The organism is Vibrio penaeicida (genome assembly GCF_019977755.1).
In the GTDB taxonomy this organism is placed as follows: domain Bacteria; phylum Pseudomonadota; class Gammaproteobacteria; order Enterobacterales; family Vibrionaceae; genus Vibrio; species Vibrio penaeicida.
This window is the reverse complement of sequence record NZ_AP025144.1, coordinates 2,164,115-2,190,261: the sequence shown is the minus strand read 5'-3', so window position 1 is coordinate 2,190,261 and position 26,147 is coordinate 2,164,115. Positions and strand designations below refer to the sequence as shown.

Sequence of the window (26,147 nt, the reverse complement as noted above, 5' to 3'; positions counted from 1 at the left end):
GTTAATTATCCTTTAATATTTCTCTTACTCTGCTTTCTTGTATCATTTTATTATTAGCTATTGCTTTAATTGAAATTCCATCTTCATGCATCAGCCTAATCAATTCATGCTCAACCGTTCGATGATAGAAAGCAAAGCCATTGATAAGTCGATTTGACTTTTTAGGTTTGCAGTTGTGCTTTTTCAAAGTTCGATAGACTGCCTGTACACTCATACCAAACTCGCTAGACAGACTCTCAACGCTTTTACCTGCATGACAATCTTGCACAATCATCAACTCGGTCGCATCTGCCTTCAATTTTTTTAGCTTGCCAAAATAAATTTGGGCTGTTTCATCAGCTTTAGTACCTGAGAACATGGATAGCATATCTTCTTTTAATGCAGCTTCTAGCTCTGGTGTTGGTTGGATACCAAAAAAACGATCAAGCAAGAAACCCATCATCAAGATATTCTGATTTATTTCACATGCCATTATGGAAGTCCGCGTTTGCTTTGATAAATCCATATTAATATACATACCTAATAAATACGGAGTAACGCGGATTATTTAAAAATTGTTATAGTGGGAGGGGGTTTTTATAGATATGAAAAAGCCCCTTTAAAGGGGCTTTGAATTTCATCGACAAGATGAATAAATGTTACCTGCGTATTTAATGTAAGCGATATTTATTGGTTTGACAAGCTCGGATATATTTCTTCATTCAGAAAGCGATTAAAAGCGGTTCGAGAGATCTTAAACTTATCTGCTAACCCTCTATGCTCAATTTCATTGTTCACATAAGAAAGGATATCTTTTTGAGTGTACCGCCTTGATGAAAGCATTACCGCCACTCGCGCTCTAATATCAGTTGGTAGCTGTTGAACCTTATAAAGCCTCTTTGCTTTTTTCGGTGATGCTGCTTTTCTAAGGATCAACAAAACATTTTTAACACCAATATTACGAACCAAGTTAGCCAGTTCGTAGCTCTCAGCCGCTGTTAGTCTAGAAACCGTCATATCACATAGCCTTCTGTAGGTGTTTTTTCATCAGATTAATTACTTCTGACGGTGATACACCTAACTCTTCTGACATACAATTAACTCAACTTGCTCAGTTATCGTTAACGGTTGAGATTCTGGAAGAGACCTATCATTTTTACAAGCTTTTGAAATGGTGTTGAATTGTGATGATATCAGGTTTGAGCGCATCGTCATTTCCATGACAACAGTGTAATCGCACTTTGTATGACCTTTGATCCAATGATTGTATAAAGAGAAAAAACCGTTCAAGTTACCAGCTAGAGACTCAACGTCTTTATGAACCTTCTTTCTAAAATCGGTACTTGGGACATATTGATCTATATCAGAGTGATTTGGGTTGTATGGCGTGAGTATCTCAATAGACTTACCGTCAATAGTGACGAGTAAAGGGGAATTGACGCTATTTTCTTGAGGAAAATTGTTAGGCATGATGGTCCTTGGATATTTTATATATCGCCATCAGGAGGTTCCAATCTCACTGGTGGCGAACTGAGCAGGGTTGGAACTACCGTATCCAAGAAACGACCAACCGAAGTTAGCCCTACTCAGCTCACCATTGTGAGCTTACGCACAAACAAAAAAACACGCATAGGCGTGTATTGTGCGCCTCGGATAATAACAGGGTTCCAATCCTGACGCTAGATTTTGCTAGCGTGTTTTCATCTTAGATTGAAGATTGCACTTCGTCAACAACTTTCGAGACTACCAAAATGAGCAATAAAAATTACATATGTAATCTATCAACTCGATAGCGACTAAGTGATGATTTAGTCAATTTAGAGCTATCAGGAAGACCTTGCTCTTCTATCAGTTTATTGACTGCCTTTAATGCCTCTCCATGGCTCAATGTTCGAATCAATTTAATGACTCGATTTCTAACCTCAAAAGGTAGACAATCTACTTTGCTAATTCGCCCCATTTTAAACTCTCAATTGGCTTTAGATTTAACCAATATCGAACTAATTCCCCTATCAATAAAAATAACGGCATTTGCTTTAACATCACCAATTGAAATTTAACATTTCGTTAACATCTGGCTTTTATTAGATCCTTTTCCTCTTTCAACTTAACGAAAGGTCACAGGGTGGATAAGCTTTAAAATTCAATGAGTTAAAAAGAAAGGGGCGACATGAAAGAGAAAAGGATCCTTCGTCCTTTTCTAATGGTGAGAAAAATACCTTTTTAATCGAAATATAGACGAGTTTAAACTTATCTTTAAGCTATAAATCAATAGTTTAAATACCGTTTAAACATTTTCACAAACTCTGTAATTGTGCTCACTTTTGCAGGCTTAAATCGTCCTTTTCGTCCGTTTGTCCCGATATTGCTCATTTCAGCAAAAGCTAATGTAATGCGCAACTTCGACTAACTAGAGCAAGGCGAACCTAACCCCATCCATTGGCACTCTCGCCCCTTAAAGCCCCATAGAGCAAGGGATTAGAGGCTAAATTATTTCGGGATAATCCCTAGGATTCCGAGACAATCCCCACGTATAACACACGATAACACCCTATAACACAGATTGTTCATATCAATAGTCCCTTTACAGCTATGACAACTTAAGCCGTTCAATCAACGTTTCTTCATCAAGTTGATAAAGCGTATCCAGTAATGAAACTTGCAAACTGCCAGGGCCAGCGGCGTTTTCAGCTGCTATTTCACCTGCAACACCTAAGACGGCAGCCGCTGATAACCCAGTTTCATCGCCAATTGCTGCAAAAGCACCCGTTAATGCGCTCATGGTACATCCCATTCCTGTAACGTACGGCATCATTGCGTGACCATTTGATAGCGTGTAGATCTTTGATGGTGTGACAACGTAGTCGACCTCTCCTGATACCACAACGTTGCAGTTTAACGCCTTAGCTAAGTGATTTGCTGCACCAACGGCAGTGTCACTGCTATCCAATGCATCGACACCTTTGCTCTGAGCCTGCTCACCAGCCATGGCGATGATCTCTGAAGCATTGCCACGTATGATCAGTTTTTCAGCCGATTGAGCTAGCTCGCGAGCGGTTGCCGTTCGAATGGTGCTTGCACCGCATCCTACTGGATCAAGTATGACGACTTTGCCATTTTTGTTTGCTTGCTCGACCGCATACTGCATACGCGGAATCCAAACGCTGTCTAGCGTGCCGATATTGATGACGAGTGCGCCACAGAACGTCATCATTTCTGCTAGTTCTTCACGAGAATGCGCCATTATTGGCGATGCACCAATGGCGAGCAGTGCGTTTGCCGTATTGTTCATTACCACATAGTTAGTGATATTCACAACCAGAGGCTTATTGTCTCTTACGGCACTGAGTGCCTTTACAATGTCTTGAGTATTCATATCTTTCCGTCCTTGATCGCATTCAGTCCTTGTTGCCAGAATGCCACTTCCATACGGGTTGCAGTTTTAAACACCTGAATCAGGTTTCGACCACGAGGGCTATCGAGCTCTACTTCAGCCAGAAGCTTATCAATGGTCTTCGTTCCTTGTGCGACACTTTGTTGGAATTCTTCACCGCCATATAGCTGAATCCAGCTCGCGTAGGGGTTTCCATCAAGTTTTGTTTCAGGATCAGAGAGCAATTGACGACCAATTTCTGCATACCCAATAGAGCAGGGGGCAAGAGCCGCATACAAATCGATGAGATCGCCTGTCATTCCTGCATCTAACACATAACGAGTGTAGGCTACGGTGCCGAAATCTTCCGCTTCTGCTTCCAAGTCGGTTTCGCTTAGCCTCCACTCCTTGCAGTACGAGACATGATGAGCTATCTCTGAGTCCAGAAGTGCGTGAACACTGGGTAGTGCATCACGCATGTCTTCTAAGGTTCTCGCTTTGTAAATAGCCAATGCGTACGCGCGAGCATATTGTTTTAGGAAGAGAAAATCTTGCTTCAGATAGTGCAAGTAGCAAGGTTGTTCAAGCGAACCGCTTGCTAGCTGCTGAACAAATGAATGCTGGGTGTATTCTTCCCAGTCACTGCGGCACGCTTGGATCAAGTCTTGATGATTCATAGTGATCCCTCAATCAGTTGAAGCTTGGGACGTAGTCTTCAGCTTTAGGTAGTGATCGAATGATTTTCTTGTCAAACATGAACTGGGCGTAATCGTCGTATCGTTTGTGATCGACTGCTGATGGGCGAAGGGCAAAGCGTGTTAGCGTGTCGTTCCAAGCGCGTTTGTTCAGTTCGTTGTTGAGTGTGTCTGGCGAATATGCCACAAACTCATTCCAAGACTGTTTAGGGTGGTTCACGATGTATGTGGTGGCTTTTTCTAACGCACGGTTAAACGCCTTGATTGCCTCTTTGTCGTGCGTTTTTGCGTTGGCAACAAAAACTAGCTCGTCGTAAGTGGGTACGCCATGTTCTTCTGGGAAAAACGCTTTCGCTTCATAGCCTTCAAGTGCTAACTGGTTGCTTTCAAAGTTGCGGAATCCACCCCAAATAGCGTCAACTTTTCCAGAAGCTAAAGAGGAAGAGAGTGCCCAACCTACATTGATGATTTCTACGTCGCTGTATTTTACATTACCAGTTTCGAGCATGGTGCCTATTGTGGCCTCTTCATTACCCGCTATCGCGATGCCGATTTTTTTACCTTTAAGGTCGCTTAAATTTTTAACGCTTTTGTCTTTCAAAACCATGAGTGTATTTAACGGTGTCGCCACCAATGTTGCTGAGCGAATCAAAGGCAGACCTGCTGCTACATCAATCGTAAGGTTAGGTTGGTAAGAAATGGCAAGATCCACTTTGTTTGCTGCAACCAGCTTAGGTGGTGTACTCGGATCCGCAGGTTCTTGAACCTCCACTTTTAGGCCTTCTTCTTTGAAGTAACCGCGTTCTTTAGCGATAACAATAGGACCATGATTAGGGTTTACAAACCAATCAAGCATTAAAGTGAGGTTTTTTTCTTCAGCGCTTACGTTAAATGTAAAAGCAGACGCAGCAAGTGCTATTGCACTGATAAATTTATTTTTTTTCAAACTATTTTCCTTCTTAGCTATGCCCAAATCAGGCATTAAAATTGTTGGATAGATTACCCTTCCCAAGGGATAAGCTTTTTAAGTGCTTCGTCGGCTATGAAATACAAAGACACAGACAAAGCAGACAAAATAAAGAGTGCTGCAAACATTTCATCGATCATCATTCGAGCATTGGCTTGCAACATGAGATAACCCAAGCCTTCACTAGACCCAACCCACTCTCCACATACTGCGCCGATTGGTGCAACCACAACCGCCACGCGTATTCCTGATGCGAGGGTAGGTAACGATGCGGGCAGTTGAATGTGGCGCAGTGTTTGCCATTTTGATGCGCCCATGGTTTTGGCCAAATCCAAATACCCAGTAGGTGTGTTTCTCAGACCGTCATAGCAACAAGTGGTGACAGGGAAGAAAATGATGATGGCAGCCATCACGACTTTAGATGTGATCCCGTAGCCGAGCCAAAGCATTAAAACTGGTGCAATGGCAAATACAGGTACGGCTTGGCTTGCGACGAGAATCGGAAGCAACCAACGCTTTAATGGGTTGAACATCAACATTTGCAGTGCAAAAACCAACCCCATTGAAAGCCCGAGTAGCAACCCCAGTAAGATTTCTTGTGCAGTCACCCAAGTGTGTTTGAGCAGAACATCTTGTCTTTCTATTAGTCGCTCAAATACGTCTAACGGTGCTGGAAGAATGAATGACGGCATGTCGAAAATGACGACAATCGCCTGCCAAATCCCGAACATCACCCCAACGCTAATGATTGCGCGGATAATCGGATACGTGACGTTATCGCTATGCGTAATGCTTTTCGATAAAGACAGGGTTTTAGATGAAGACAATGCTCTCGATAAAGTTGAGGCTTTTGATAATGCCTTGGTTTGTGATGCATCGGTTTGGTTGGAGCTATTCATAATCTTTTTCCAACCTTTCAATAATGCTTTGTTGTAGCGCAGCGCATTCGGCGTCAAGCTTTCTGGGCACCGCCGTAATGGGTAAGGGTAGTGACTGCGCTTCAGTGGGGGTGTTATGCATAATGTAAAGCTTGGAAGCTAGTCGAATGGCTTCTTGAGGATCGTGAGTAATGAGTAACACGGTTTTGTCTTTTAGTAGTTCGCAAGCAAGATTTTGTAGCTTATGTCGGTTTACCGCATCGAGAGCGGAGAAGGGTTCATCCATAAGCACGATTGGCTTGTCTTGCATTAAAGTCCGGGCAATTGCGACACGTTGTCGCATTCCTCCAGACATCTTCTGTGGAAGAAGAGATTGCTTATCGTGCAACCCAACTTGATCAAGGAGATAGAGTGCTTTTTCTCTTTGTTCACGTTTACCAATACTTGCAGTACTCACTGAACCAAATCCAGCAAAGCGAGTGCTGAGCAAAACGTTATCCAATGCCGATAACCAAGGCATCAATAAATCTTGCTGTCCCATATAGGCTATTTGGTCGCCAATGGAAACCACTTTCCGGTTCCCCATCGACTCCAGCACTATCTGACCATCCCAATTTGCTTTGTCATTTAGCAACCCTGCTAGGTGGCGCAATAACGTGCTTTTCCCACAACCACTTCTTCCGAGAAGGCATGTCCATTCTCCAATGGGAATGGTCATGTTGATACCCGAAAGCGTCGGAGCTTCCGCATCGATATACTGGAGGTGACCTTTTTCAATGTTTAAGGTGTAGCCCTTTCCAGTCATGGTAGAAAAATCCGGTTTGTCACCGTACATCTGCATGCCCACTAAAGAAGTGATGAACCGGTCCGTGTCCTTTACCAATATCTAACTCATCAGAATGCTTGATGGCTTGAGAAATATAAGATTTTGCCAAAGTGGTAGCAGAAATAAGGTCGTGACCTTGGGCAAGGTAAGAAGCGATAGCGGAAGATAAAGTACAGCCTGTACCGTGAGTATTTTTTGTATCGACTCGTTTTGCGGATAACGTTTCTACGGACTCCGCAAAAATAAGCAAGTCATTACTGTCATTGTCGCTCTCCAAATGACCGCCTTTAAGCAAAACAGAGGAACAACCAAGTGCTCTAAGCTTTTCGACCATTTGATCCATTTCTGACGATGTTGTTGGCACTGGAGATCCGGTTAACGTAGCGCCTTCAGGTAAGTTTGGCGTAATGACATCGGCAAGTGGAAGGAGCTCTGTTTTTAGAGTGCTGATGGCACTTTCTTCAAGCAGTAAATCTCCGCTGGTGGCAACCATTACAGGGTCGACGACCAAATGCTTAGGTTGATATTGCTTAATTTTGTCAGCAACGACTTTTATGATGCCTGAATCGGCCAGCATTCCGACCTTTACAGCAATCACATTGAGATCTGAAAACACTGCATCGAGCTGGCTTGCAACGTGATCCAAAGGAATAGGGAAAATAGCGGAAACACCACAGGTATTTTGTGAGGTAATGGCAGTAATAGCCGAGCAAGCAAAGCTGCCTGTCGCTGAAATGGCTTTAATATCGGCTTGAATACCTGCGCCGCCGCCACTGTCCGAACCCGCAATGGTCAAAACGATGGGCGTATCAGCATTAAGGCTTTTGCTTGATTGATTAGAAAGTGTCATATAAAGCTCCCGCATACAGACGTGCGAGAACTGTTCTAACTTGAGAGTGGATAGGTGCCGAGATCGATCCATCGAAAGTGAGAGGTATAGTTCCCTACGTCAGTGTTAACTGAATCAGGTTCAACGGGTCTCGCTATGCGATCTCAGCCTAAAGGCTCCCCGACTATTTATTTCGCGATGATATCAATTCTCGTTAAAAGGGCAACGAATTGATCCTCAGTATGATTCACATGTCTAATAATTGAGCTAATTGTCATTAAGGATGGCGAGGTTATTGGTGTAGCAAATGCATTTTCATGCGTATCTTTAGGGCTAAAAGAAGCGTACTGGGAGATAAAAGTCGAGTTCGAATGCTTCATCATCATTGAGAAAATGGTTTTTGTGATAATGCACATAAGCTGGTGTCGAGCGAAGTTTAAAGCCTGATTTTGGTAGCCAGCTTTCTAACACGGCGCTGATTTGAGGGAGCAGTTCGCCATAAATTCCCGTTAAACGAAATACGGCGTGTAACCCTCCGGGAATCACCATTTGGTTAACCACACCCCGATATTTTAGTGGTTCCGTTATACCAACGCAGGCGACGTATCGACATTGATCTAGTTCGACCCAAGCAGGGTTAGAGTGATGCAGACCATATTGATGGGTGAAAGTGACACCTTCACTGTTCGCCCACGCACGAAGAGTTAGCCACGCATTTCTAATGGAGCGACTGTATCCATTATGTCGTACATAGGCCGCCATTCTTTCCTGAGCATCGACTATTTTTGGGGTGGGTAACTCACGCTGTGCAACGCGATTATAGCCTTGCGCGATTTCCGCATCTTTCAGGTAAGGCTTATCCGATACTTTTAAGTCGTGCTTGCGCCATTCCCCGGGTGACATATCAAACGTAGCTTTAAATGCGCGGCTGAAAGAAGAGAGAGAGGCAAACCCACAGTGTGTGGCTATATCCAAAATGGGCGAGTTTGTATCGAACATCAATTGGTTTGCTGCGTATTCCATTCTCGTTCGTCGTATGTATTGGTGAATGGATTCCCCGACAACACTTTTAAACACGCGGTGAAAGTGCTGCTCAGAGTATGCGGCAATTGACATAAGCTCTTTGACACTGAGTGTTTCACTAATGTCTTGATGTATATGAAAGAGAACATCGTTGATGCGTGAGACATGCTGTGAGTTCATAACTTGGTGCTCTCTTCAGAAATAACAATTGGCATAAATGGACACAATGATAAGCATAAATGGACAAACAAATATTTACAACTGTGCGTAATATCAATGACAGTACCCAATACTGAAACGGAACAAAAATGGAAGTCGCTCAATCGTTAAAACAAGTCCAATCATCGTATATTCGAGAAATTTTAAGTGCGGCGAGTGATAAAAGCGTGATATCGCTTGCCGGTGGTTTGCCCGACGAATCGACGTTTCCCATTTCATTGATGAAGCCCGTTTTGGAACAGCTTTCTGATCACCCCAATGTGTTTCAATATGGATTAACGGCAGGCTATCCACCGTTGCTGGATTACTTATCCTCTGCTTATGAATTACCAGAGACGCACCAAGCAATGGTGTGTACTGGGTCACAACAAGGTCTTGATTTGATTGCGAGAGCCTATGTTAACCCAGGCGACAAAGTGGTCATGGAAGCGCCTAGCTACCTTGGTGCCATGCAAGTTTTTGGGTTTGTGCAAGCCAATATAGTGACGGTGTCACAAGGTGAGGATGGACCAAATCTTCAAGAACTTGAAGCGTGCTTTGCGTCCGAACAGCCCAAAATGTTTTATGCGGTGCCCGATTTCCACAACCCAACCGGAGTTTGCTGGTCGCTAGAGGTACGTAAAAGTGTCGCTGAACTCTGTAAGCAACATAATGTGGCGTTTATCGAAGATGCACCATACCGAGAGCTCAGGTTTGAAGGTGACGCTTTACCTATGGTTTCAGACTTTTGTCCGCAACACTCCATTGTTTTAAGATCATTTTCTAAAATTGCCTCTCCAGGTTTACGTATGGGCGTTGTAACCGGAAAACATGAATACCTAGAACCGCTTATCAAAATTAAACAGGGTGCAGATTTGCATTCTAGTGTTCCCATGCAAGCGGTGCTTTTGGGTTTGCTCACTCACAATGATTTCGAGCAACACTTAACAGCGATTCGACAATTATACCGCCAACGTTACCTGTGTTTAAAAGAGGCGTTGGATACACATCTTCCATCAAGTTGTCATGTACAAGCTGTTCAGGGGGGGATGTTCATCTGGGTCACGCTACCTGAATGCGATAGCTACGAGCTTGCGAAAAGTTTATTAGAAAATGGTGTGGCGGTTGTACCAAGCCCTGTTTTTTATCCAAGCAGTGAAGGGCAAAAATCCGCAATTCGACTGAATTTTACTAACGCCAATGAAGATGAATTGGTCGAAGCCGTAAAACGACTGGTTACCGGACTGAATAAGGTGGTTTGTTAACGTAACTCGATTGACGAAACAAAAAAGGGTGAACAGACAATCTGTTCACCCTTTGTGTTTTGAAATATCACCTTTATGTTTTTAAGGTCAGTTCTACCTATGCTTATATCGATTAGGCTTTTTCTAAATCAATGACTTTGCATCGAATGGGGAGCACTGCCATTGCCGCTCCGGAAGAAAGATTCATAACAAAGTCGACCGCTTTCGACAGATCGTCGATTTCAATTTTTTCTGAATTATCAATGCGACCATCGTTTGTCATATCCGTATCGACCACACTCGGGCACAAGCAGCAAACTTGCACGCCACAAGACAACATTTCTGTGTAGAGCGACTCGGTGTAGCTGACGATTGCAGCTTTTGAAGCTGAGTATGCAGCAATTTTACTCACAGGAGACAACCCAGCCGTTGAGCCAAGGTTAAAGATATGCCCGTGTCCTTGCTTTTTCATTTGCTGTGCAATTTGGTTTGTCACTTGAATTGTCGAGACAAGGTTGACGTTTATCAATGTAGAGAGTGCTTCCAAAGAAACATCAATGTTACCAGCGGTTAATATACCAGCACTGTTTACCAATACATCAACGCGTGGGTGCACGTTCAAGATCTGCGTCAGTGTTTGCTCTACTTTTTCTGGCTGCGCAAAGTCCACTGGGAAAATATCTATATCGATCTTTGGGTTCAGCTCTAATATTTCGGTGCGGGCAGTCACCAAGTTATCTTTGCTTTTTGCCATTAGGCTGAGTGAATATCCTTGCCCAGCGAAATAAAGTGCAAGCGCTTTTCCAATACCACGGCTAGCACCTGTGATGATGGCATGTTTTACCATGAGTTTACCTTTCGAGTTTTTATTAGATTCGATGTATTTTGATTGGCGCGATTCCTTGCGTAGCAAGCAATACGAAAACCGGTGGAATCGCGTTTCGCCAATATATCACAGGTTGAGGGTTTCAAAAGGGAGAGTAAAATCACCATCAAAAACATCTTGATTGATCAACAGCGCCTTATATCAACTTTATGTTTTATCAGCAAAATCGAGCAGCTCTTTGATAAACACCTCTAATGGCGTCGAGATGTCTTTAGCGGTAAGGCGGATAATTGAAAGAGGTCGTTTGGAATCGATGTCGGTTACACGGATGCGGTGAAGCGTACCTTTTGAAACTTCTTCTTTAACCGTTTCATTTGGCAAAATGGAAACCCCAATCTCCGCTTCAACCGCTTTTTTAAGCGTGTATACATTATTGTGTGTCATTCGGATGTTCACATCGACGTTACTATCTTGCAAAAGCTTATCTATAACAACGCGCGTTGGAATACCTTCTCCAAATGCCACAAAAGGCTCATTTTTTAGCTGTTGAATGGAAATGGATTTTTTACCGCTGAGCCTGTGTTTGTTTCCCGTGACCAACACCAACTCATCTTCTGAAAATGGAATGGATTCTATGAGATGGTTTGGCTTTGGGTACGCCACAATACCAATGTCGATTTTTTCCTTTCGAACCGCTTCATAAATCGCTTCGCTGTGCTCGTATTCTAAATGAACACAGACTTTAGGAAATGCCTTCATAAAACCAGAAAGAAAGTCCCCAAGCTCATACATGCCTACACTGTGTATAGCGGCGATCCGAATATGCCCTTCTAAAACACCAGTACTGTAATTTGATTTTATTTTGATGTTCTCGCATAAGCGCAGAATTTCCCGCACATCTTCCAAAATAAGCAAACCCTCAGGGGTTAACTGAGTTGTTTGAGAAGTACGAGAAAGTAGCTGCTGCCCAAGGGCGTCTTCAAGCTTTTTAACATGGACACTTACAGCAGGCTGGCTTATGTGGTTCAACTTAGCCACTTTAACAAAACTCTGTTCACGAGCTAAATCACTGAAAAGCTTAAGCTGTATTAAGTTCATGACGATAATCAAAAGTTATAGAAGTTATAGAATAATAACATTTAATTTACATGAATAACCATAGCATAATTAAGGTAAAGAAATAGACATCTTTGTGAAGCTCACCGGCTTTAGCCCCGAAAGCAAGTCCGTATGAAAAGGAAAGCGCAGTATATGAGTCAATCTAATTCAAATCCTGTGTCTGTAATTCAGACCGCTAAAAAGCAAAAATCGGCAGAAATCTTATTCGATCTCAACGCGAAAAACGGCAAGATTCCCTGGAATGCAGACGGCAAATACCCATACAAAACAAAAATGGATGTTGTGGAATACGAACGCCACAAACACGAACTGCAAATTGAGCTACTCAAGTTGCAAGGGTGGGTTAAAGAAAACAACGAGCGTATTGTCATTCTTTTCGAAGGGCGAGACGCAGCGGGTAAGGGAGGAACCATCAAGCGATTTATGGAGCACCTCAATCCACGTGGTGCACATGTTATTGCGCTTGAAAAACCAAATGCACGAGAAAGAAATCAGTGGTATTTCCAACGCTATATTCAGCATCTACCAACCAAAGGTGAAATCATTTTATTCGACCGTTCTTGGTACAACAGAGCAGGCGTCGAAAAGGTAATGGGATTTTGCGAAGACGACGAGTACTTAGAGTTCTTGAGACAAACCCCCGAACTAGAGCGCATGCTCGCCAATTCGGGTATCCGCTTATTTAAGTATTGGTTTTCGGTAAGTCGAACCGAGCAATTTCGCCGCTTTAAATCTCGCCAGAACGATCCTCTTAAGCAATGGAAGTTAAGCCCCGTAGATATGGCTTCTCTTGCCAAGTGGGATGATTACAGCCGTGCAAAAGACGCCATGATGTTTCACACCGATACCAAAGACGCGCCGTGGACTGTGATTCGCTCCGACGACAAAAAGCGAGGACGGATCAATTGTATGCGCCACTTCTTAAGCTTGATTGATTACCCAGGGAAAGATCACGATGTGGTTAATAGGCTCGATCCGAAGGTTGTTGGAAGCCCGAGAGACATGACAAAAGCAGGATAAGACCAGCAGGCTGAATGAGAAAAGGAGAAAACACTATGCCAGTAAACGATCTAAAAAAACTAAAGAAGCTGTTTGAGAAGAGCGAAAAGGAAGTCGAGAAAACGGTTCAACTTGCCAAACAAGCAGCAGAAGAAGCCAAGCGCGCCATGGAGCAAGCTGAAAAAGCAGAGGTTGCCGCTATTGCTGCAAAAGCCAAATTAAAGAAAGCAAAGAAAGAACTCAAGCAAGCGCAATCTTTCCAAGTGGCACAGAAAAAAGTGTCTAAAAAGTCCGCCATAAAAAGAGCGAAAAAGATCAGCAAATCGGACAAGAAACCCGTGGCTGCTTGAGAAAACCGCGGTCACAAGTATCAGGTAACCCTTAGCAAGAGCAAGAGCAAAAGCAAAAAATAAGAAGAGTCTTCGTAAGATCTCTTCTTATTTTTGTTTACTCAGACTTATCAGTGGCAACGGCGTTTTCCTGCTCAATATTCTTCAAAGTATGGAAACCAGACCAGATTCGAGTAAATGTGGTTATCCAGCATAGAGAACCAAACACAAAGGCAATGACTGAGAAGTATTGCGGGAATAAGCAGAACAGCACAAAACACGCTATGGTTTCGGTTCCTTCGGTAATGCCACTCATGTAATAGAGGGATTTGTTGGTGTAAACCGGGTTATCAATATTGTGTTTGCCCGCCATCACCGCAAATGCCAAAAAGCTGCACCCAGTACCGATAAATGAAAAGATCAAAAAGGCACCTGCGATAGCGTTGGTTTCTGGGTTGGCAACAACGAATCCAAAGGGGATTAACGAGTAGAAGAGAAAATCCAAGCTGATGTCGAGAAAGCCACCTGAATCGGTGATGCCGTGCCTTCTGGCTAGAGCGCCATCAATGCCATCCCCAATCCTGTTTAATACAATAAATAGCAGTGCCCAGCTGTATTCTTGAAGAATCAATGCTGGAAATGCCAAACAGCCAATAAGAAATCCCACAAATGTCGCCTGATTGGCAGTCACGTTTAACTTATCCAACGATTGAGCCACCAAATTGAGTGGGGCGCGAATTACCTTAATACTGAATCTATCAAGCATGGGCTTTCTCCCATGGCCAGCTCAAGCAAGCACTATTGGCTGGAACGTCGGCTTCATCGTGTGTGACCATTAAAGCGGGTATGTTTGCATCCTTTAACTGTTGGAATACCCATTCTCTAAACTGGACGCGTAAATCTTTATCTAACTTACTGAATGGTTCGTCAAGCAAGGCGACTCTTGGTTTAGCAAGTAACATGCGAAGCAAACTTACACGGGCTCTTTGCCCGCCAGATACTTGATTAGGGAACGAGTTTGCCAGTTTTTCTAACCCTACTTTTTCTAAGGCCAACATCGCTTGTTGATTTCGTTCTTGGCCTTTCACTGAGTTAGGCAAAGCAAATGCCAAATTTTCCCAAATATTTAGATGGGGGAACAGCAAGTCATCTTGGAATAGAAACCCAACTTTACGTTTGTGGGGGCTAATGTCGCCGACCTCTTTATTTTCAATCAAGATATTGCCTGAATATTTGAAATCGTCGGAAAGGTGCCCTGCAATTGTGCTGAGTAATGACGATTTACCGCATCCACTTGGTCCCATCAAAGTAAAGACTTCCCCATCTCCGACCTCAAAAGAAATCGGATTAAAAAGGGCTTTGTTTTCTCGATCATGGATGACGAGGTTTTTTAGCTGAAGCGTCATGAAGGCTTTCTGTCCTTACTGATTGTGTACGACGTAAACGTCTGTTTTGTAACTGATTGGTGAGCATCGCAAAGGTGAAGAATATCAGTGGTAAAAGTGCCTGCCAAAGAGCATAAATAGCAGTGACTCGTCTGTCGTGCCCACTGGTTAATGCGACGGCTTCTGTTGTTATGGTCGCGATCCTTCCTGCACCAAGCATTAGCGTAGGTAGGTATTGAGCCAAGCTCACGCTAATACCCACAGCCCAAGCATAAATGATGGCAGGGAAGAGAATGTGCGCTTTAACCGACCACCATGCTCGGAACGGGGATTTCCCCAAGCTGAGCGCGGCTTGGGTTAAGCGATTGTCGTAGCTGCGCCAAGGACCGTCTAACGACAGAAATACGTATGGGAATGCGAAGAATACATGCGCCCAACAAACCCAGAAATAATATGCGTCCGATGAAAAAAGCAGCGTAGTAATCTGGAGCCCAAATAATATAGAGAGCTGAGGCACTAACATCGGAATCGCAATAATGAACCCCGGAACATGCACGCGATGTCGAATACGGTACTCGTGACCGACCAAAGCGAGAATAAGGGCAATGGTCGATGAAATAATGGCTATCGACAGGCTATCAAGCACCGTTGGAATAATGCCTTGCCATTCGTTTGACCAAAAACGTTCACTTAATCGTGTTGGGAACAAGTCGGGAAAACGCCAGCGCTGGGCAAAACTCCAAATGACCATTAAAGGCAACGTGAGAAATGCAATTAACGTTGTGGCCAAGAACAATGTTTTACCGGGCATTTTGATGCCGAATCGACCACCAACCTGCCAAGCTCGGCATTTTTTAACTGAAAGTGTCTCCACGCCACGTAAGACAGCGATTAATAAAGCGCAGACGAAGAATAAAATAACGGCTCCTGCTGCTGCGCGAGGAAGCAAAGAAAGATCGGGATCGTTAAACCATTGCCAAACCAAAACCGCAAACGTTGGTGGGTTAGTTGGTCCTACAATTAAAGCTAAATCAACGACTGAGGCACCGTATGCCAATACGGCGAGCAAAGGAAACCGGAGTTTAGGCAGCCATTGGGGGAAAATGCATTTCCACCACATTTGTGCATCGTTATATCCAAGGCTATGCGCGACTTGCGTGGTTTGGTTGATTTTTAGCTGCTGTAAAATAGGAATGCTCATGAGCAGCAAAAAAGGAATTTCTTTTAGAGTCAGTACTGCGATTAATCCCCAACCTACTTGATTGTGAACAATATTAAAGTCCCAAACGGTATCGCCAAAAATGGGCATCATGTCCAGAATAGGGTGCAGCGCCCTTACTATCATTCCCGTTGGAGCAAACAGAAATGAAAAGCCGATAGCGAAGGCAACATGGGGCAAGGCGAGTAGGGGAGAAAGAGTGAGTTCTACCTTCTGCCAAAAAGTAGAGCGCCAACACGCTTGCAGAATGAAAAACGTTAGTATGCACGCTAAAAACGTACTCACTAATGTTGTGAAAACCGTTAGAGAGATAGACTCCCATACTCCGCTCCAAGCAAATACGGCGTTAAAACCGTTTATTGATGGTTGGGTATAGCCAAGCGGCGGAATGTAATTTATCGATGACAGAACCACACCTACAAATCCGGGGATTGTTGGGGCGATACATACAGCGATCATCAAAAAATATAGGAGTCTTAACATCATGACTTTCTGTGTTGAACCTCCCCCTTAAAAGAGGGAGGAATAGGTTTATTGACCGTAGCGCTTAAGCCATTCTTGCTCTAACGCGATCTGCCAGCTTGGGTGTGGCTCGGCAACGGATTTAAACAATTTAGTGTTCTTTGCACTGCCTGTTAAATGCTTAGATTCCAGTACAGCTGGGTCGCCCCATATTTCCAAGTCGCCTTTGCGAGATTGTGCTTCTGGGCTAAGCAAAAAGTTGATGGCAACTTTTGCCCCTTCTTTCGCACGCGCGTTCCACGGAATGGCTAGGAAATGGATATTCGATAGTGCGCCAGAGTCCATTGCATAAGCTTTGGTGCTTTCCGATAACGTCCCATCTGCCTGAGCAGAAAAGACAGCGTTAGGGTTGAATGTAATGGCTAAATCCAACTGGCTGTCATCCAATAGCTGCATCGTTTGCTGTGAACCCGATGGGAATTGCTTGCCTTGTTTCCAGCTATTTGGGTGTAGTTTGTCTAAGTAAGCCCAAAGTGGTTGAGTTATCTGCGCAAATTCGGCGTCAGACACAGGCTTCATCAGGCGAGAGTCGTTATTTGTTAGCTCGATAAGCAGCGCTTTTAAAAAGCTTGTACCGTGAAATTGCGGTGGCTTAGGGTAACTAATACGATTAGGGTAAGCTTGCGCATAACTTAATAGTTCAGTAAATGTTGCTGGTGGGTTATTCAACTTTTTAGAGTCGTGGATGAAAACAAGTTGTCCAACGCCCCATGGTGCTTCTAGCCCAAGAGTTGGCTCTGAGAAATCGCTATCGACCGGTAACGACTTATCGACATATTGCCAACTAGGTAACCCTTCCACAAATGGACCATGTAACAGCTCATTGGTTTTCATCGACTTGAAGTTTTCACCGTTAATCCAAACCATATCAACGCTGCCGTCACTATTTTTTCCAGCCGTTTTCTCGGCTAATAGACGAGAGCTGGTTTCTGCAATATCAGTGACTTTTACGTGTTTCAGTTCAACACCGTAGCGGCGCTGCAATTCCTTGTCGGCCCAGCGTAGGTAGTTGTTGATTTGTTGGCTGCCACCCCAAGCATGGAAAAATACGGTTTGACCTCGGGCTTTTAATTCAATGTCTTTCCATTGCTCGGTTGCCGCTGCTGGCAGTGAAAGCAATGCAATACACAATGAAGAAATGAGCTTTTTCATGATTATCCTTTTAAATGTATAAATACAATGCGCAACCACTTAGTTCCTGATTTGACTTTAATCCTTAAGTGTCTTTAGGAAAGCGGTGATTGCGAACATCCAATTTCGTTATAAAACGAATCCCCTGAAAAGTGAAAACAAAATCGAGACAGTGAATTATTCCGTCGCAATATCAGACCTCATTCACGCCTGTTTCCTTTCAATTATGGCTTAATTTTTCAAAAATTTAACTTTAAGACCATGAAAGAGGGTCATTTTTGATTGATTGGGTGAATTAATCGCCTTATGTGGAAGACTTTCTCTGAAGTTCTTTGGGGTCTGTTGAACTTTTGTGGTTAAATTTTCTTCGACCTTTCTGCCTTTCAATCGCGGCGCAAGGTGTGAGGTCTAGTCATAGTAATAAAAAACGCGCCAAGTTAGGCGCGTTTATAGGAGCTGTGTCGTTTATACGAGCAGTGCCAAGTGAACGGATAGAGCGATATGACTAAGCCAATTCACAGACCCTAATCTATTTTTTGTCGCAGCGCTCAATAGCAACTACCTGATCGACGATTAACTGCCCGCGAGTATTTCGCAACATTAAGCGATAGCGCACGCCTTGTTCTAAGGCAGCTTTCACTTCATTACTTGAACAGTAGTATTTGATGGCGTTATGCATAAGCTCCTGTGGAGCAATTTTTCCCTGATCTTGATTGTAAATCATGAGCAGTTCAACCACGCCAGACTTGGCTCTTGCTTTCATGATATTGAGTGCACCAACTTCAGTTGGCAGACCAGCAGAAAGAACGCTTGCTCTATGCTGCGCAATAAGCTCTATTTGCTTTTGCTTGCTGTCAGAAGAAGCACACCCTGCAAGTAGCCCAACAGACAGCAATGTGGTGCCAATCACTTTGGCTAAAGAATATTTCGACATAAAGTTAGAACACTTTCTTGAAAGGCTTTACGATGACGTTTTCGTATACACCAGCTTCTATATATGGGTCTGCGTCTGCCCAGCTTTTTGCATCTTCTAGAGAATCAAATTCTGCAATTACGGTTGAACCTGTGAAGCCCGCTGCACCAGGTTCGTTACTGTCTACTGCTGGCATTGGTCCTGCTGTAAGTAAACGACCTTCATCTTGGAGTGTTTGCAATCGAGCAAGGTGTCGCTCACGAACACTTAGGCGTTTTTCTAGTGAATTCTCAACATCCTGAGAAAAAATCACGTACCACATAGATAAGACTTCCTGTTCAAATTGATTAGTTAGAGAGATACTAAACCGATTCAAAGCAAAGATCTTGTTCTGCAAAAGATATTTACTTTTAAATGGCTTAAAAATGTGAGTTTCAACTAGAAAAACTTTATCACTTTTGTAGTTTATCTTCTTTGATGAACTCTAAGTGATTTGGAAGGTCACTCAAGCGTTCTTTCAGAAACTCTGGGTAGATAGTGAGCTGTTTGGCATCTTCTATTGGAAACCATTTGAAAATTAATGGGCTGCCTTCCTCAACGCCAGAGAACTCTTTATCTTTGGGTATTGCTTGCGGTGTGTCCAAGTTCATGAGAAAGCAGTTGGATATTTCGTGGTATTTACTTCCGTCGTATTCGAAGAAATTTTCGATGTACCACAGGTGCCTTTGTACTGCGGCTTTGAGACCCGTTTCCTCTTTGATTTCCCTAACAAGGGTGTCGTCAGAGTGTTCAAAAAATTCGACCCTACCACCGGGTAAAGACCAAAAATCGTCGTTCTTGCTGGTATGCAGAAGGATATACCCTTCATCAATAATGATAGCTGCACTCCTGAAGTTGAATCGGGACTGTCCTTGTCGAAAATGAATCATCTGACACCTTGCTTCGTTAGTTCGTTAGTTCGTTAGTTCGTTAGTTCGTTAGTTCGTTAGTTCGTTGGGATTGGGCGCGGTTTTCCATCACTGTCGATGGCTACATAATTGAACGTCGCCTCACAAACTTGAAATCGGTCTTTAACACCGTCTTCTTTGACGGGTTTTACCCATACCTCCAGTTCAATGCTCATTGAGGTGCGCCCGATTTTGGTACATTCCCCATAACAGCACACCACATCGCCTACCTTGACTGGTTTTTTGAACGTAATGCTGGAGACGGAGACCGTAACAATTCGTCCTCCTGAAATTTCTTTAGCTAAAATCCCGCCGGCCAAATCCAGCTGAGACATAATCCAGCCGCCAAAAATGTCGCCATTGGCATTGCAGTCACCTGGCATTGCCAAAGTTCGAGTAAGGAGTTGCCCTTTTGGTGTGCTCATACATAGCCACCCATTATATTTGTTAGGTAATAACGCATCTATTTTTCCAAAACAGCAGAGGCAAATGGCCTCATAAAGAAGTCGGGTTAATTAGGGGGAGGGGATACTACCAAGACAAAAGACCTCAAACAACGTTTGAGGCTTTCTAAATAACCTGAACTTAGAATAAGAAGCTAGAAAGCTGACTTAATCTTTGAGCAAAGGGGCTATTGGCTATCTTTCTACTGGTCTTTAGGTATCTGCATATAGATGTAGATACCGGTAAGGATCATAAAGCCAAAGGTGGCTGCTAGTAAGCCGAATACTTTAAAGTTTACCCAAATATCTAAAGACATTGTAAAGGCAACATATACATTTAAAGCGGCACAAAATGAGAAAAAACCAATCCAAGCGTAATTGATTTTGCTCCATACAGAATCAGGTAGGCTGATTTCTTTGGCTAGCATACCTTTAATAAGAGGTTTACCCATTAGTTGAGTGACAAACAACCCAATCGCAAACACCAAATAGACAATAGTGACTTTCCATTTGATGAAACTTTCATCTTGCAGAAACAACGTCATACCACCAAATACCGCAACCATAACAAATGTGATCAACTGCATTTTCCCAAATTTTTTATAGACGATGAAGGTCAACACAATTTGAATGGCAGTCGCGACAATAAGCGCGCCAGTTGCTACATAGATGTCGTATATCTTGTAAAGCACGAAGAAAATAATGAGAGGAATAAATTCTATCAGTTGCTTCATTTACATCATGTTCCTTTCTTGAGGTTACAAGCCAGTCTACATAAAGCCTGCACCTCAAGATAGTTTGGCAGTATTTTTAGCATCAACTCTCTATTCAATTTTAGCTGTTGAAATTTGGAAGATGTTTCCATTATCTGTACCGAAGTAAAGGTGTTCGATCGGTGATATCGCTATTGAGCGGATTCGCTCACCGAGATCGGCAAACAATCGAGTTTCAGCAAACGACTGTGGGTCGACGACGTTTATGTGAGTCAGCTTCAAAGCACCGATAAGAATTTTTCCGTTGAGCTCTGGGTAATGCTTTCCGCGATAAAACACTAAGCTACTCGGCGCAATCGAAGGCACATAAACTTTCTTCGGTGACTCTATTCCGGCTTTTTCTTCAGACTCACCGACAGAAATTGGTCCCCAATACTCTTTTCCATGAGAGGTGATAGGCCAACCGTAGTTTTTGCCTTTCAAAATGAGGTTGATTTCATCTCCGCCGCGAGGTCCATGCTCGACCGACCAAAGTTGCTGAGATTGTTTATCAAAAAATAGGCCTTGAGGGTTACGGTGACCGTAGCTCCAAATCTCTGGAAGTGCATGTCCCCCTATATCTGGGTTACTGGCTGGTGGTGCTCCATCGAGGGTTAATCGAAGTATGGAACCCGCATGTGTCGTCAAATCCTGACCATTGGGTCTTTCACCTCGATCTCCGATACTGAAGAAAAGGTGCCCATTATCATCAAACGCGATTCTGCTCCCATAGTGACGGCTTGTGTCAGTGATTGATTGGGTGACGATAAGGTCTTTCCAATCCTTTAGAGTTGCACCCACCAACTTTGCGGTTGCCAACGCAGTGGCTGAGCCTCCTTTAACTGGTTTGCTGTAGGTGAAATAGAGCTGTTTGCCATTCTTGTTCGTTATAGCCGAGTTACCTGACTCAAGGTTTTGTGGGGAAATTGCGACATCCATTAATCCCCCTTGTCCCCGCGCATAAACGTCGGGTAGCCCAGATACACGGGTTAAGTCGCTCGTTTTAACATTCAATAGATAGCCATTCCCTTCACGGGTTGTCACAAACGCTAAATTGTCGTCGACAAAAGTCAGCCCCCAAGGCACACCTTTTACTTCACCTATTTTCTCAAGAGAATAAGAGGTTTGAGCAAAGGAGTGAGAGCTCATCGTCGCCACCAAAAACAACATAAGTAAATTGGTTTTTCCAAACATTACGTAGACCTCTTACATTCACAGTATTGATACTAAATATCATTAAATCACAAAAACTGCTTGATATGTTCAATTGATCATCTATTATGACGAAGTGTCAAAAATGACGCATCGTCACTAAAGTATCATCCTATACAGAAATAGTGGACGTGTTACAATGAGATAGGAGCAAGTTTATATTTATACGGTGATCGACCCATGTTTGGATTTGGTTGTAGCAAAGACAGTAAGTACGCAAAGCAAAAGTGTTCTTTATCGATGACTAAGAAGCAGCAAGCTATTGCAAACAGAGAAATGGAACTGATTGAGCTAGCTCAAGAGTTAGTGAAAGAGCAAGGTTTTGCCAATTTCACTATGGATAAGCTAACGTCTCGCAGCCCATACTCTAAAGGTACTATCTATAACCACTTTTGCAGTAAAGAAGACGTTGTACTTGCACTTTGTATTCATTCTTTGAAAAAAGAAGCCATGATGTTCGGACGTTCAATGGCTTACGAAGGTACAACACGCGAAAAAGTTATGGCAATGCATACCGCGTATAGAATTTATGTACGGTTAGAGCCTGTTTTATCTGATTGCGTGATAACGTCGAAAACGCCTTGGGTTTTGGAGAAAGCTTCTCCTGAAAGAGTAAAAGAGTTGAATGACTTAGAAGAACAAGTCATTGATCAAGCAGATAAGTTGGTGCAACAAGCGGTTGAAGTTGGGGATTTAAAGTACAGCCCAGGTCTAAGCTCCGATGCCATCGTATTTGCAAATTGGTCTGTTGCGTTTGGCTCAAACGCACTCGCTAAAAACTCGACAAACAGCTACTGTATAAATCGCTTGCAAGACCCTTTCTCAGTGTTACAAAACTCCAATATTGTTTTGGATGGGCTTCAATGGAAGCCGTTGTCTACTGAATGGGATTATCGCAAGACCTGTCAAAAGGTTGAGCAAGAGATATTTGCTGAAGAAATTGCTTACCTAGAGTCTGTAGGGCGCTAAGATAAGCTTTCTAATAAACCCGCTTAGGCGGGATTATTTAGGCTCTTTGGTGACGATTCGTCATATTTTACATGGTATCGAGGAATAATACCTCGGATCGATCTAGTAGAGTGATTTTAACCAGCGTGAGCTGGTTTTAAATTGCATATATATGACGAAACGTCACAAACGGAGAGTGTGATGAAAGTTGAACAAAACCTTCTAACTCGGTTATTAAGAAGCCCTATTAGCCATACGCCATGGGTTCTACTGATAACCACCGTCTTATTGATTGCAGCTATTATAGGCGGTAAAAATCTTTATTTCCGTGGCGAGTACAACATTTTCTTTGATGGTAGTAACCCACAACTTCAGGCTTTTGAAGAAATTCAAGCCACATTCAATAAAACCGACAATCTCGCGATTGTTCTTGCCCCTGATGATGGAAATGTCTTTAGCAAAGAGACCTTAGGGTTAGTTAAAGCGCTGACTGAAGACGCATGGCAAGTTCCTTTCTCAAGCCGCGTGGATTCACTTTCAAATTATCAACATACCGAAGCGTTTGAAGACGACCTCTTGGTGGAAGATCTTCTGTTCGAAGATTATGAACTAACACCAGAAAGAATTAATAAAATTAAAGAGATAGCACTTTCAGAGCCAGTTCTCGTAAAGTCTGCTGTTTCAGAGAATGGTCACGTAACGATTGTTAACGTAACGCTTCAACTGCCTAAAAAAGATGAAACAGCAGAGCTTATTGAAGTGGTGGCATTTGCAGACGAGTTAATTGCAAAATATGAAGCCCAATATCCAAATGTAGACTTCTACAAAGCAGGGATTGTGGCACTGAATGATGCCTTTATGGTCTCTGCTCAGAAAGACAGTTCAACCCTTGTACCTGCAATGCTGGGTGCCATCTTGGTTTTCTTGACCATCATGTTACGTTCATTCTTAAGCGTTGTTGCAACTCTCGTCGTTATCATCGGCTCTGTCGCCGCAACCATGGGGTTATCAGGTTGGGCGGGTATGTTCCTTAGCACTGCTACCGTCAATATTCCTACGTTGGTTTTGACATTAGCCGTTGCGGATTGTGTTCACGTTATTGCAACCATGCGCCAGTCCATGCTTGAAGGAAAAAGCAAAAATGAAGCAATTTCGCATAGTGTCTGGCTGAATTTTACGCCTATTTTGATCACGTCAGTAACGACCGCTCTTGGCTTCCTGATGATGAACATGTCTGACTCTCCAGTATTAAGAGATTTCGGTAACCTTGCGGCTTTAGGTGTGATGATTGCGTGCGTGCTTTCAGTAACGCTTCTTCCTGCTCTCTTAAAAGTGCTGCCAATTAAAGTTAAACCACAAGAAGAAGGCAAAACGAGCTGCATGGATCGTTTTGGTAGCTTCGTTGTAAACCAAAGAAAAATCCTACTTCCACTATCTGTCGTAGTGATTGTTGTTTCTGCTGTATTGATTCCTCAAAACGAAATCAACGATGAATCCGTGAAGTATTTCGACCATACCAGTGAGTTTCGCCAAGCGGCAGATTTCATGGAAGCGAATGTTTCGGGTATGACGAACATAAACATCGCGATTAAAACCGGAGAATCTCAAGGGATCGCAGCTCCAGCCTTCTTAGAAACGTTAGGAAGCTTCACCGATTGGCTTCGTGCTCAGCCAGAAACCGATCATGTTGCTTCTCTTGCTGATGTTTACAAGCGATTGAATAAAAACATGCATGGTGACGATGCGTTCTATTACACGCTTCCTCAGGACAGAGAACTGGCGGCTCAGTATTTGTTGATGTATGAAATGTCGTTGCCTTATGGCTTAGATCTCAACAACCAAGTCAATGTGGACAAATCTTCAGTGAAGTTGGTTCTTACTACTCAGAACCTTGGGAGCAAAGAGCTGGTTGATATCGAAAACCGTATCTACAACTGGTTCGCAACGAATGCACCACAATATGAAATTTCCGCCTCTAGCCCAACCTTAATGTTTGCCCATATTGGGGAAACGAACATGGCAAGCATGCTGGCAACGCTTCCAATCACTTTGATTCTGATTTCTGCACTGATGATATTCGCACTCCGTTCAGTTCGATTAGGGGTGATCAGCATCGTGCCTAATATGGCACCAGCAGTTATTGGATTTGGAATGTGGGCGCTGTATTCAGGCGAGATCAATTTAGGCTTGTCTGTTGTGGTTACTTTAACGTTGGGAATTGTTGTGGATGATGCGGTTCATTTCCTTAGCAAGTATCAGCGTGCCCGTAAGGAAGGTAAGGACGCTGAGCAAGCGGTTCGATATGCGTTTAACACCGTTGGAAGAGCGTTAGGTATTACTACTGTCGTTTTGGTTGTTGGATTTTCAATTTTGGCAATGTCGAGTTTCCGTCTGAACTCTGATATGGGGCAGTTGAGTGCACTTGTCATATTCCTAGCGTTGGTTGTCGATTTCTTATTCTTGCCGACACTTTTGATGCTGTTTGATAAAGACAAAGTGGAAGAAGAAAAAACCGAACGCACTGTTTCTTTGAACAAACCTGGAACTGTTTCTCAATAACATTTGTGCAGGTGGTGATGCCGCCTGCTTTGAATTAAAGGATTACACCATGAAATTTAAATATACCTCTGTTTTACTGGCTAGTGTTTTGTTCTCTGGGCAGGTCTTTGCTGATAGTGCCAAAGGGCTTGAAATTGCGAGTGAAAGAAAAGCGAGAGATACAGGCTGGCAAGATTCAATCGCGACCATGAGCATGGTATTACAAAATGCACAAGGTGAAAGCAGCTCAAGACTAATGCGATTGAAATCTTTAGAAATCGATGGGGATGGTGACAAAGGGTTAACGATTTTTGACGAACCCCGCGATGTAAAAGGAACGGCGTTTCTTAACCACTCACACGCAACTGAACCGGATGACCAATGGCTTTACCTCCCTGCGTTAAAACGAGTGAAGCGTATATCTTCGCGTAACAAATCTGGTCCTTTTATGGGCAGTGAGTTTGCTTATGAAGACCTAAGTTCGTTTGAAATAGAAAAGTATCAATTTAGCTATATTCAAGATGATGTCGTAGAAGGAGAATCTGTATTCCTACTTGAGCAAATCCCGACGGATAAAAACTCGGGCTACACCAAGCAGCTTGTCTGGCTTGATCAAATGCATTACCGCCCATTGAAAGTCGAGTTTTACGATAGAAAACGCTCATTATTAAAAACACTGACGTTTTCAGACTATCGCGTATACGAGGATAAGTACTGGCGTGCTCACACAATGAAAATGGTGAACCACCAATCAGGGAAAAGTACGGTTCTAAGCACCGAAGAACTCGCTTTCAAAAATGGGTTAAGCGACAGTGATTTTAGCAAAAATACGCTGAAACGAGTGCGATAGGG

Annotated in this window: 27 protein-coding genes, 1 pseudogene and 1 riboswitch; of the genes and pseudogenes, 6 read left to right on the top strand and 22 right to left on the bottom strand. The window is 43.2% G+C overall.

Translation table 11 applies throughout. The annotated features are described in order from the left end of the window. Position 1: 1 nt before the first annotated feature. The 10 genes and pseudogenes from LDO37_RS09790 to LDO37_RS09740 form a co-directional block, all read right to left on the bottom strand. Complete coding sequence (locus LDO37_RS09790) at positions 2-472, bottom strand: hypothetical protein (RefSeq protein WP_126607709.1); 471 nt, start codon at positions 470-472, stop codon at positions 2-4. 194 nt (positions 473-666) lie between these two features. Next, a complete protein-coding gene (locus LDO37_RS09785; RefSeq protein ID WP_102558700.1) occupies positions 667-996 on the bottom strand; it encodes a phage protein Gp27 family protein in 330 nt (109 codons plus the stop codon). 60 nt (positions 997-1,056) lie between these two features. Continuing rightward, positions 1,057-1,449, bottom strand: coding sequence for a hypothetical protein (locus tag LDO37_RS09780; RefSeq protein WP_224056016.1), 393 nt, complete (start codon positions 1,447-1,449; stop codon positions 1,057-1,059). 1,120 nt (positions 1,450-2,569) lie between these two features. Further along, positions 2,570-3,355, bottom strand: coding sequence for a hydroxyethylthiazole kinase (thiM, locus tag LDO37_RS09770; protein ID WP_126609811.1), 786 nt, complete (start codon positions 3,353-3,355; stop codon positions 2,570-2,572). After that, positions 3,352-4,029 (bottom strand): thiaminase II, encoded by a 678-nt coding sequence (tenA, locus tag LDO37_RS09765; protein ID WP_126609810.1) that lies wholly within the window; start codon positions 4,027-4,029, stop codon positions 3,352-3,354. The genes thiM and tenA overlap by 4 nt, the downstream gene beginning before the upstream one ends. 13 nt (positions 4,030-4,042) lie before the next feature. Continuing rightward, complete coding sequence (locus LDO37_RS09760; RefSeq protein ID WP_126609809.1) at positions 4,043-4,993, bottom strand: ABC transporter substrate-binding protein; 951 nt, start codon at positions 4,991-4,993, stop codon at positions 4,043-4,045. Positions 4,994-5,046: 53 nt separating this feature from the next. Next, positions 5,047-5,769: pseudogene (locus LDO37_RS09755) on the bottom strand (ABC transporter permease); the annotation flags it as partial. A gap of 136 nt (positions 5,770-5,905) precedes the next feature. Continuing rightward, positions 5,906-6,697, bottom strand: coding sequence for an ABC transporter ATP-binding protein (locus LDO37_RS09750; protein WP_126609813.1), 792 nt, complete (start codon positions 6,695-6,697; stop codon positions 5,906-5,908). A 19-nt stretch (positions 6,698-6,716) separates the two neighbouring features. Beyond that, positions 6,717-7,568 carry a bifunctional hydroxymethylpyrimidine kinase/phosphomethylpyrimidine kinase gene (gene thiD / locus LDO37_RS09745; protein ID WP_126609807.1) on the bottom strand — a complete coding sequence of 284 codons (852 nt, stop codon included), beginning with the start codon at positions 7,566-7,568 and terminating at the stop codon, positions 6,717-6,719. A 74-nt stretch (positions 7,569-7,642) separates the two neighbouring features. Next, a riboswitch (TPP riboswitch) is annotated at positions 7,643-7,740 on the bottom strand. Positions 7,741-7,880: 140 nt separating this feature from the next. After that, positions 7,881-8,750: an AraC family transcriptional regulator gene (locus tag LDO37_RS09740; RefSeq protein ID WP_126609806.1), complete on the bottom strand. Its 870-nt coding sequence runs from the start codon at positions 8,748-8,750 to the stop codon at positions 7,881-7,883. Between the two features lie 128 nt (positions 8,751-8,878). On the opposite strand from LDO37_RS09740, the gene LDO37_RS09735 reads away from it, so the two are divergent. Beyond that, entirely contained in the window at positions 8,879-10,033 is a 1,155-nt protein-coding gene (locus tag LDO37_RS09735) for an aminotransferase-like domain-containing protein (protein WP_126609805.1), read from the top strand. Positions 10,034-10,145: 112 nt separating this feature from the next. Here LDO37_RS09735 and LDO37_RS09730 read toward each other — a convergent pair whose 3' ends face one another. Further along, positions 10,146-10,859 (bottom strand): SDR family NAD(P)-dependent oxidoreductase, encoded by a 714-nt coding sequence (locus LDO37_RS09730; RefSeq protein ID WP_126609804.1) that lies wholly within the window; start codon positions 10,857-10,859, stop codon positions 10,146-10,148. 186 nt (positions 10,860-11,045) lie between these two features. Then, positions 11,046-11,936 (bottom strand): LysR family transcriptional regulator, encoded by an 891-nt coding sequence (locus LDO37_RS09725; protein WP_126609803.1) that lies wholly within the window; start codon positions 11,934-11,936, stop codon positions 11,046-11,048. 294 nt (positions 11,937-12,230) lie between these two features. Between LDO37_RS09725 and ppk2 the strand changes: the two genes are divergently transcribed. Both ppk2 and LDO37_RS09715 read left to right on the top strand, forming a co-directional pair. Next, positions 12,231-12,977 (top strand): polyphosphate kinase 2, encoded by a 747-nt coding sequence (gene ppk2, locus LDO37_RS09720; protein WP_224055442.1) that lies wholly within the window; start codon positions 12,231-12,233, stop codon positions 12,975-12,977. A gap of 35 nt (positions 12,978-13,012) precedes the next feature. After that, entirely contained in the window at positions 13,013-13,306 is a 294-nt protein-coding gene (locus LDO37_RS09715) for a hypothetical protein (protein ID WP_126609801.1), read from the top strand. Positions 13,307-13,403: 97 nt separating this feature from the next. On the opposite strand, the gene LDO37_RS09710 is transcribed toward LDO37_RS09715, so the two are convergent. From LDO37_RS09710 to LDO37_RS09665, 10 genes are all read right to left on the bottom strand, one after another. Then, positions 13,404-14,051 (bottom strand): CDP-alcohol phosphatidyltransferase family protein, encoded by a 648-nt coding sequence (locus LDO37_RS09710; RefSeq protein WP_126609800.1) that lies wholly within the window; start codon positions 14,049-14,051, stop codon positions 13,404-13,406. Next, positions 14,044-14,691: an ATP-binding cassette domain-containing protein gene (locus tag LDO37_RS09705; RefSeq protein WP_126609799.1), complete on the bottom strand. Its 648-nt coding sequence runs from the start codon at positions 14,689-14,691 to the stop codon at positions 14,044-14,046. The genes LDO37_RS09710 and LDO37_RS09705 overlap by 8 nt, the downstream gene beginning before the upstream one ends. Further along, complete coding sequence (locus LDO37_RS09700; RefSeq protein ID WP_126609812.1) at positions 14,657-16,372, bottom strand: ABC transporter permease; 1,716 nt, start codon at positions 16,370-16,372, stop codon at positions 14,657-14,659. The genes LDO37_RS09705 and LDO37_RS09700 overlap by 35 nt, the downstream gene beginning before the upstream one ends. Positions 16,373-16,420: 48 nt before the next feature. After that, entirely contained in the window at positions 16,421-17,563 is a 1,143-nt protein-coding gene (locus LDO37_RS09695) for an ABC transporter substrate-binding protein (protein ID WP_126609798.1), read from the bottom strand. Positions 17,564-18,071: 508 nt separating this feature from the next. Beyond that, the gene (locus tag LDO37_RS09690; protein WP_126607358.1) at positions 18,072-18,476 is read right to left on the bottom strand and encodes a GspS/AspS pilotin family protein; all 405 of its coding nucleotides are present in this window, start codon (positions 18,474-18,476) and stop codon (positions 18,072-18,074) included. Between the two features lie 4 nt (positions 18,477-18,480). Continuing rightward, positions 18,481-18,777 carry a YciI family protein gene (locus tag LDO37_RS09685; protein WP_126607357.1) on the bottom strand — a complete coding sequence of 99 codons (297 nt, stop codon included), beginning with the start codon at positions 18,775-18,777 and terminating at the stop codon, positions 18,481-18,483. 130 nt (positions 18,778-18,907) lie between these two features. Next, entirely contained in the window at positions 18,908-19,384 is a 477-nt protein-coding gene (locus tag LDO37_RS09680; protein ID WP_126607356.1) for an NUDIX hydrolase, read from the bottom strand. A gap of 56 nt (positions 19,385-19,440) precedes the next feature. After that, entirely contained in the window at positions 19,441-19,827 is a 387-nt protein-coding gene (gene yciA / locus LDO37_RS09675; RefSeq protein ID WP_101115342.1) for an acyl-CoA thioester hydrolase YciA, read from the bottom strand. A gap of 221 nt (positions 19,828-20,048) precedes the next feature. Continuing rightward, positions 20,049-20,579, bottom strand: coding sequence for a septation protein A (locus tag LDO37_RS09670; protein WP_126607355.1), 531 nt, complete (start codon positions 20,577-20,579; stop codon positions 20,049-20,051). Between the two features lie 90 nt (positions 20,580-20,669). Beyond that, positions 20,670-21,791 (bottom strand): PQQ-dependent sugar dehydrogenase, encoded by a 1,122-nt coding sequence (locus LDO37_RS09665; protein ID WP_126607354.1) that lies wholly within the window; start codon positions 21,789-21,791, stop codon positions 20,670-20,672. Positions 21,792-21,989: 198 nt separating this feature from the next. Here LDO37_RS09665 and LDO37_RS09660 point away from each other — a divergent pair, with 198 nt between their 5' ends. From LDO37_RS09660 to LDO37_RS09650, 3 genes are all read left to right on the top strand, one after another. Beyond that, positions 21,990-22,778, top strand: a complete 789-nt coding sequence (locus tag LDO37_RS09660) for a TetR/AcrR family transcriptional regulator (RefSeq protein WP_126607353.1) — start codon at positions 21,990-21,992, stop codon at positions 22,776-22,778. Positions 22,779-22,958: 180 nt separating this feature from the next. Then, positions 22,959-25,316 carry an efflux RND transporter permease subunit gene (locus LDO37_RS09655; RefSeq protein ID WP_126607352.1) on the top strand — a complete coding sequence of 786 codons (2,358 nt, stop codon included), beginning with the start codon at positions 22,959-22,961 and terminating at the stop codon, positions 25,314-25,316. 49 nt (positions 25,317-25,365) lie between these two features. Next, on the top strand, positions 25,366-26,145 hold the full coding sequence (locus tag LDO37_RS09650; protein ID WP_126607351.1) for an outer membrane lipoprotein-sorting protein: 780 nt from the start codon (positions 25,366-25,368) through the stop codon (positions 26,143-26,145). The last annotated feature ends 2 nt before the right edge of the window (positions 26,146-26,147 follow it).

Excerpts from the sequence above, each read along its gene's own strand:
- LDO37_RS09790 (WP_126607709.1), bottom strand. The coding sequence starts at position 472 with ATGGCATGTGAAATAAATCAGAATATCTTGATGATGGGTTTCTTGCTT.
- LDO37_RS09785 (WP_102558700.1), bottom strand. The coding sequence starts at position 996 with ATGACGGTTTCTAGACTAACAGCGGCTGAGAGCTACGAACTGGCTAAC.
- LDO37_RS09780 (WP_224056016.1), bottom strand. The coding sequence starts at position 1,449 with ATGCCTAACAATTTTCCTCAAGAAAATAGCGTCAATTCCCCTTTACTC.
- thiM (WP_126609811.1), bottom strand. The coding sequence starts at position 3,355 with ATGAATACTCAAGACATTGTAAAGGCACTCAGTGCCGTAAGAGACAAT.
- tenA (WP_126609810.1), bottom strand. The coding sequence starts at position 4,029 with ATGAATCATCAAGACTTGATCCAAGCGTGCCGCAGTGACTGGGAAGAA.
- LDO37_RS09750 (WP_126609813.1), bottom strand. The coding sequence starts at position 6,697 with ATGACTGGAAAGGGCTACACCTTAAACATTGAAAAAGGTCACCTCCAG.
- thiD (WP_126609807.1), bottom strand. The coding sequence starts at position 7,568 with ATGACACTTTCTAATCAATCAAGCAAAAGCCTTAATGCTGATACGCCC.
- LDO37_RS09740 (WP_126609806.1), bottom strand. The coding sequence starts at position 8,750 with ATGAACTCACAGCATGTCTCACGCATCAACGATGTTCTCTTTCATATA.
- LDO37_RS09735 (WP_126609805.1), top strand. The coding sequence starts at position 8,879 with ATGGAAGTCGCTCAATCGTTAAAACAAGTCCAATCATCGTATATTCGA.
- LDO37_RS09730 (WP_126609804.1), bottom strand. The coding sequence starts at position 10,859 with ATGGTAAAACATGCCATCATCACAGGTGCTAGCCGTGGTATTGGAAAA.
- LDO37_RS09725 (WP_126609803.1), bottom strand. The coding sequence starts at position 11,936 with ATGAACTTAATACAGCTTAAGCTTTTCAGTGATTTAGCTCGTGAACAG.
- ppk2 (WP_224055442.1), top strand. The coding sequence starts at position 12,231 with ATGGATGTTGTGGAATACGAACGCCACAAACACGAACTGCAAATTGAG.
- LDO37_RS09715 (WP_126609801.1), top strand. The coding sequence starts at position 13,013 with ATGCCAGTAAACGATCTAAAAAAACTAAAGAAGCTGTTTGAGAAGAGC.
- LDO37_RS09710 (WP_126609800.1), bottom strand. The coding sequence starts at position 14,051 with ATGCTTGATAGATTCAGTATTAAGGTAATTCGCGCCCCACTCAATTTG.
- LDO37_RS09705 (WP_126609799.1), bottom strand. The coding sequence starts at position 14,691 with ATGACGCTTCAGCTAAAAAACCTCGTCATCCATGATCGAGAAAACAAA.
- LDO37_RS09700 (WP_126609812.1), bottom strand. The coding sequence starts at position 16,372 with ATGTTAAGACTCCTATATTTTTTGATGATCGCTGTATGTATCGCCCCA.
- LDO37_RS09695 (WP_126609798.1), bottom strand. The coding sequence starts at position 17,563 with ATGAAAAAGCTCATTTCTTCATTGTGTATTGCATTGCTTTCACTGCCA.
- LDO37_RS09690 (WP_126607358.1), bottom strand. The coding sequence starts at position 18,476 with ATGTCGAAATATTCTTTAGCCAAAGTGATTGGCACCACATTGCTGTCT.
- LDO37_RS09685 (WP_126607357.1), bottom strand. The coding sequence starts at position 18,777 with ATGTGGTACGTGATTTTTTCTCAGGATGTTGAGAATTCACTAGAAAAA.
- LDO37_RS09680 (WP_126607356.1), bottom strand. The coding sequence starts at position 19,384 with ATGATTCATTTTCGACAAGGACAGTCCCGATTCAACTTCAGGAGTGCA.
- yciA (WP_101115342.1), bottom strand. The coding sequence starts at position 19,827 with ATGAGCACACCAAAAGGGCAACTCCTTACTCGAACTTTGGCAATGCCA.
- LDO37_RS09670 (WP_126607355.1), bottom strand. The coding sequence starts at position 20,579 with ATGAAGCAACTGATAGAATTTATTCCTCTCATTATTTTCTTCGTGCTT.
- LDO37_RS09665 (WP_126607354.1), bottom strand. The coding sequence starts at position 21,791 with ATGTTTGGAAAAACCAATTTACTTATGTTGTTTTTGGTGGCGACGATG.
- LDO37_RS09660 (WP_126607353.1), top strand. The coding sequence starts at position 21,990 with ATGTTTGGATTTGGTTGTAGCAAAGACAGTAAGTACGCAAAGCAAAAG.
- LDO37_RS09655 (WP_126607352.1), top strand. The coding sequence starts at position 22,959 with ATGAAAGTTGAACAAAACCTTCTAACTCGGTTATTAAGAAGCCCTATT.
- LDO37_RS09650 (WP_126607351.1), top strand. The coding sequence starts at position 25,366 with ATGAAATTTAAATATACCTCTGTTTTACTGGCTAGTGTTTTGTTCTCT.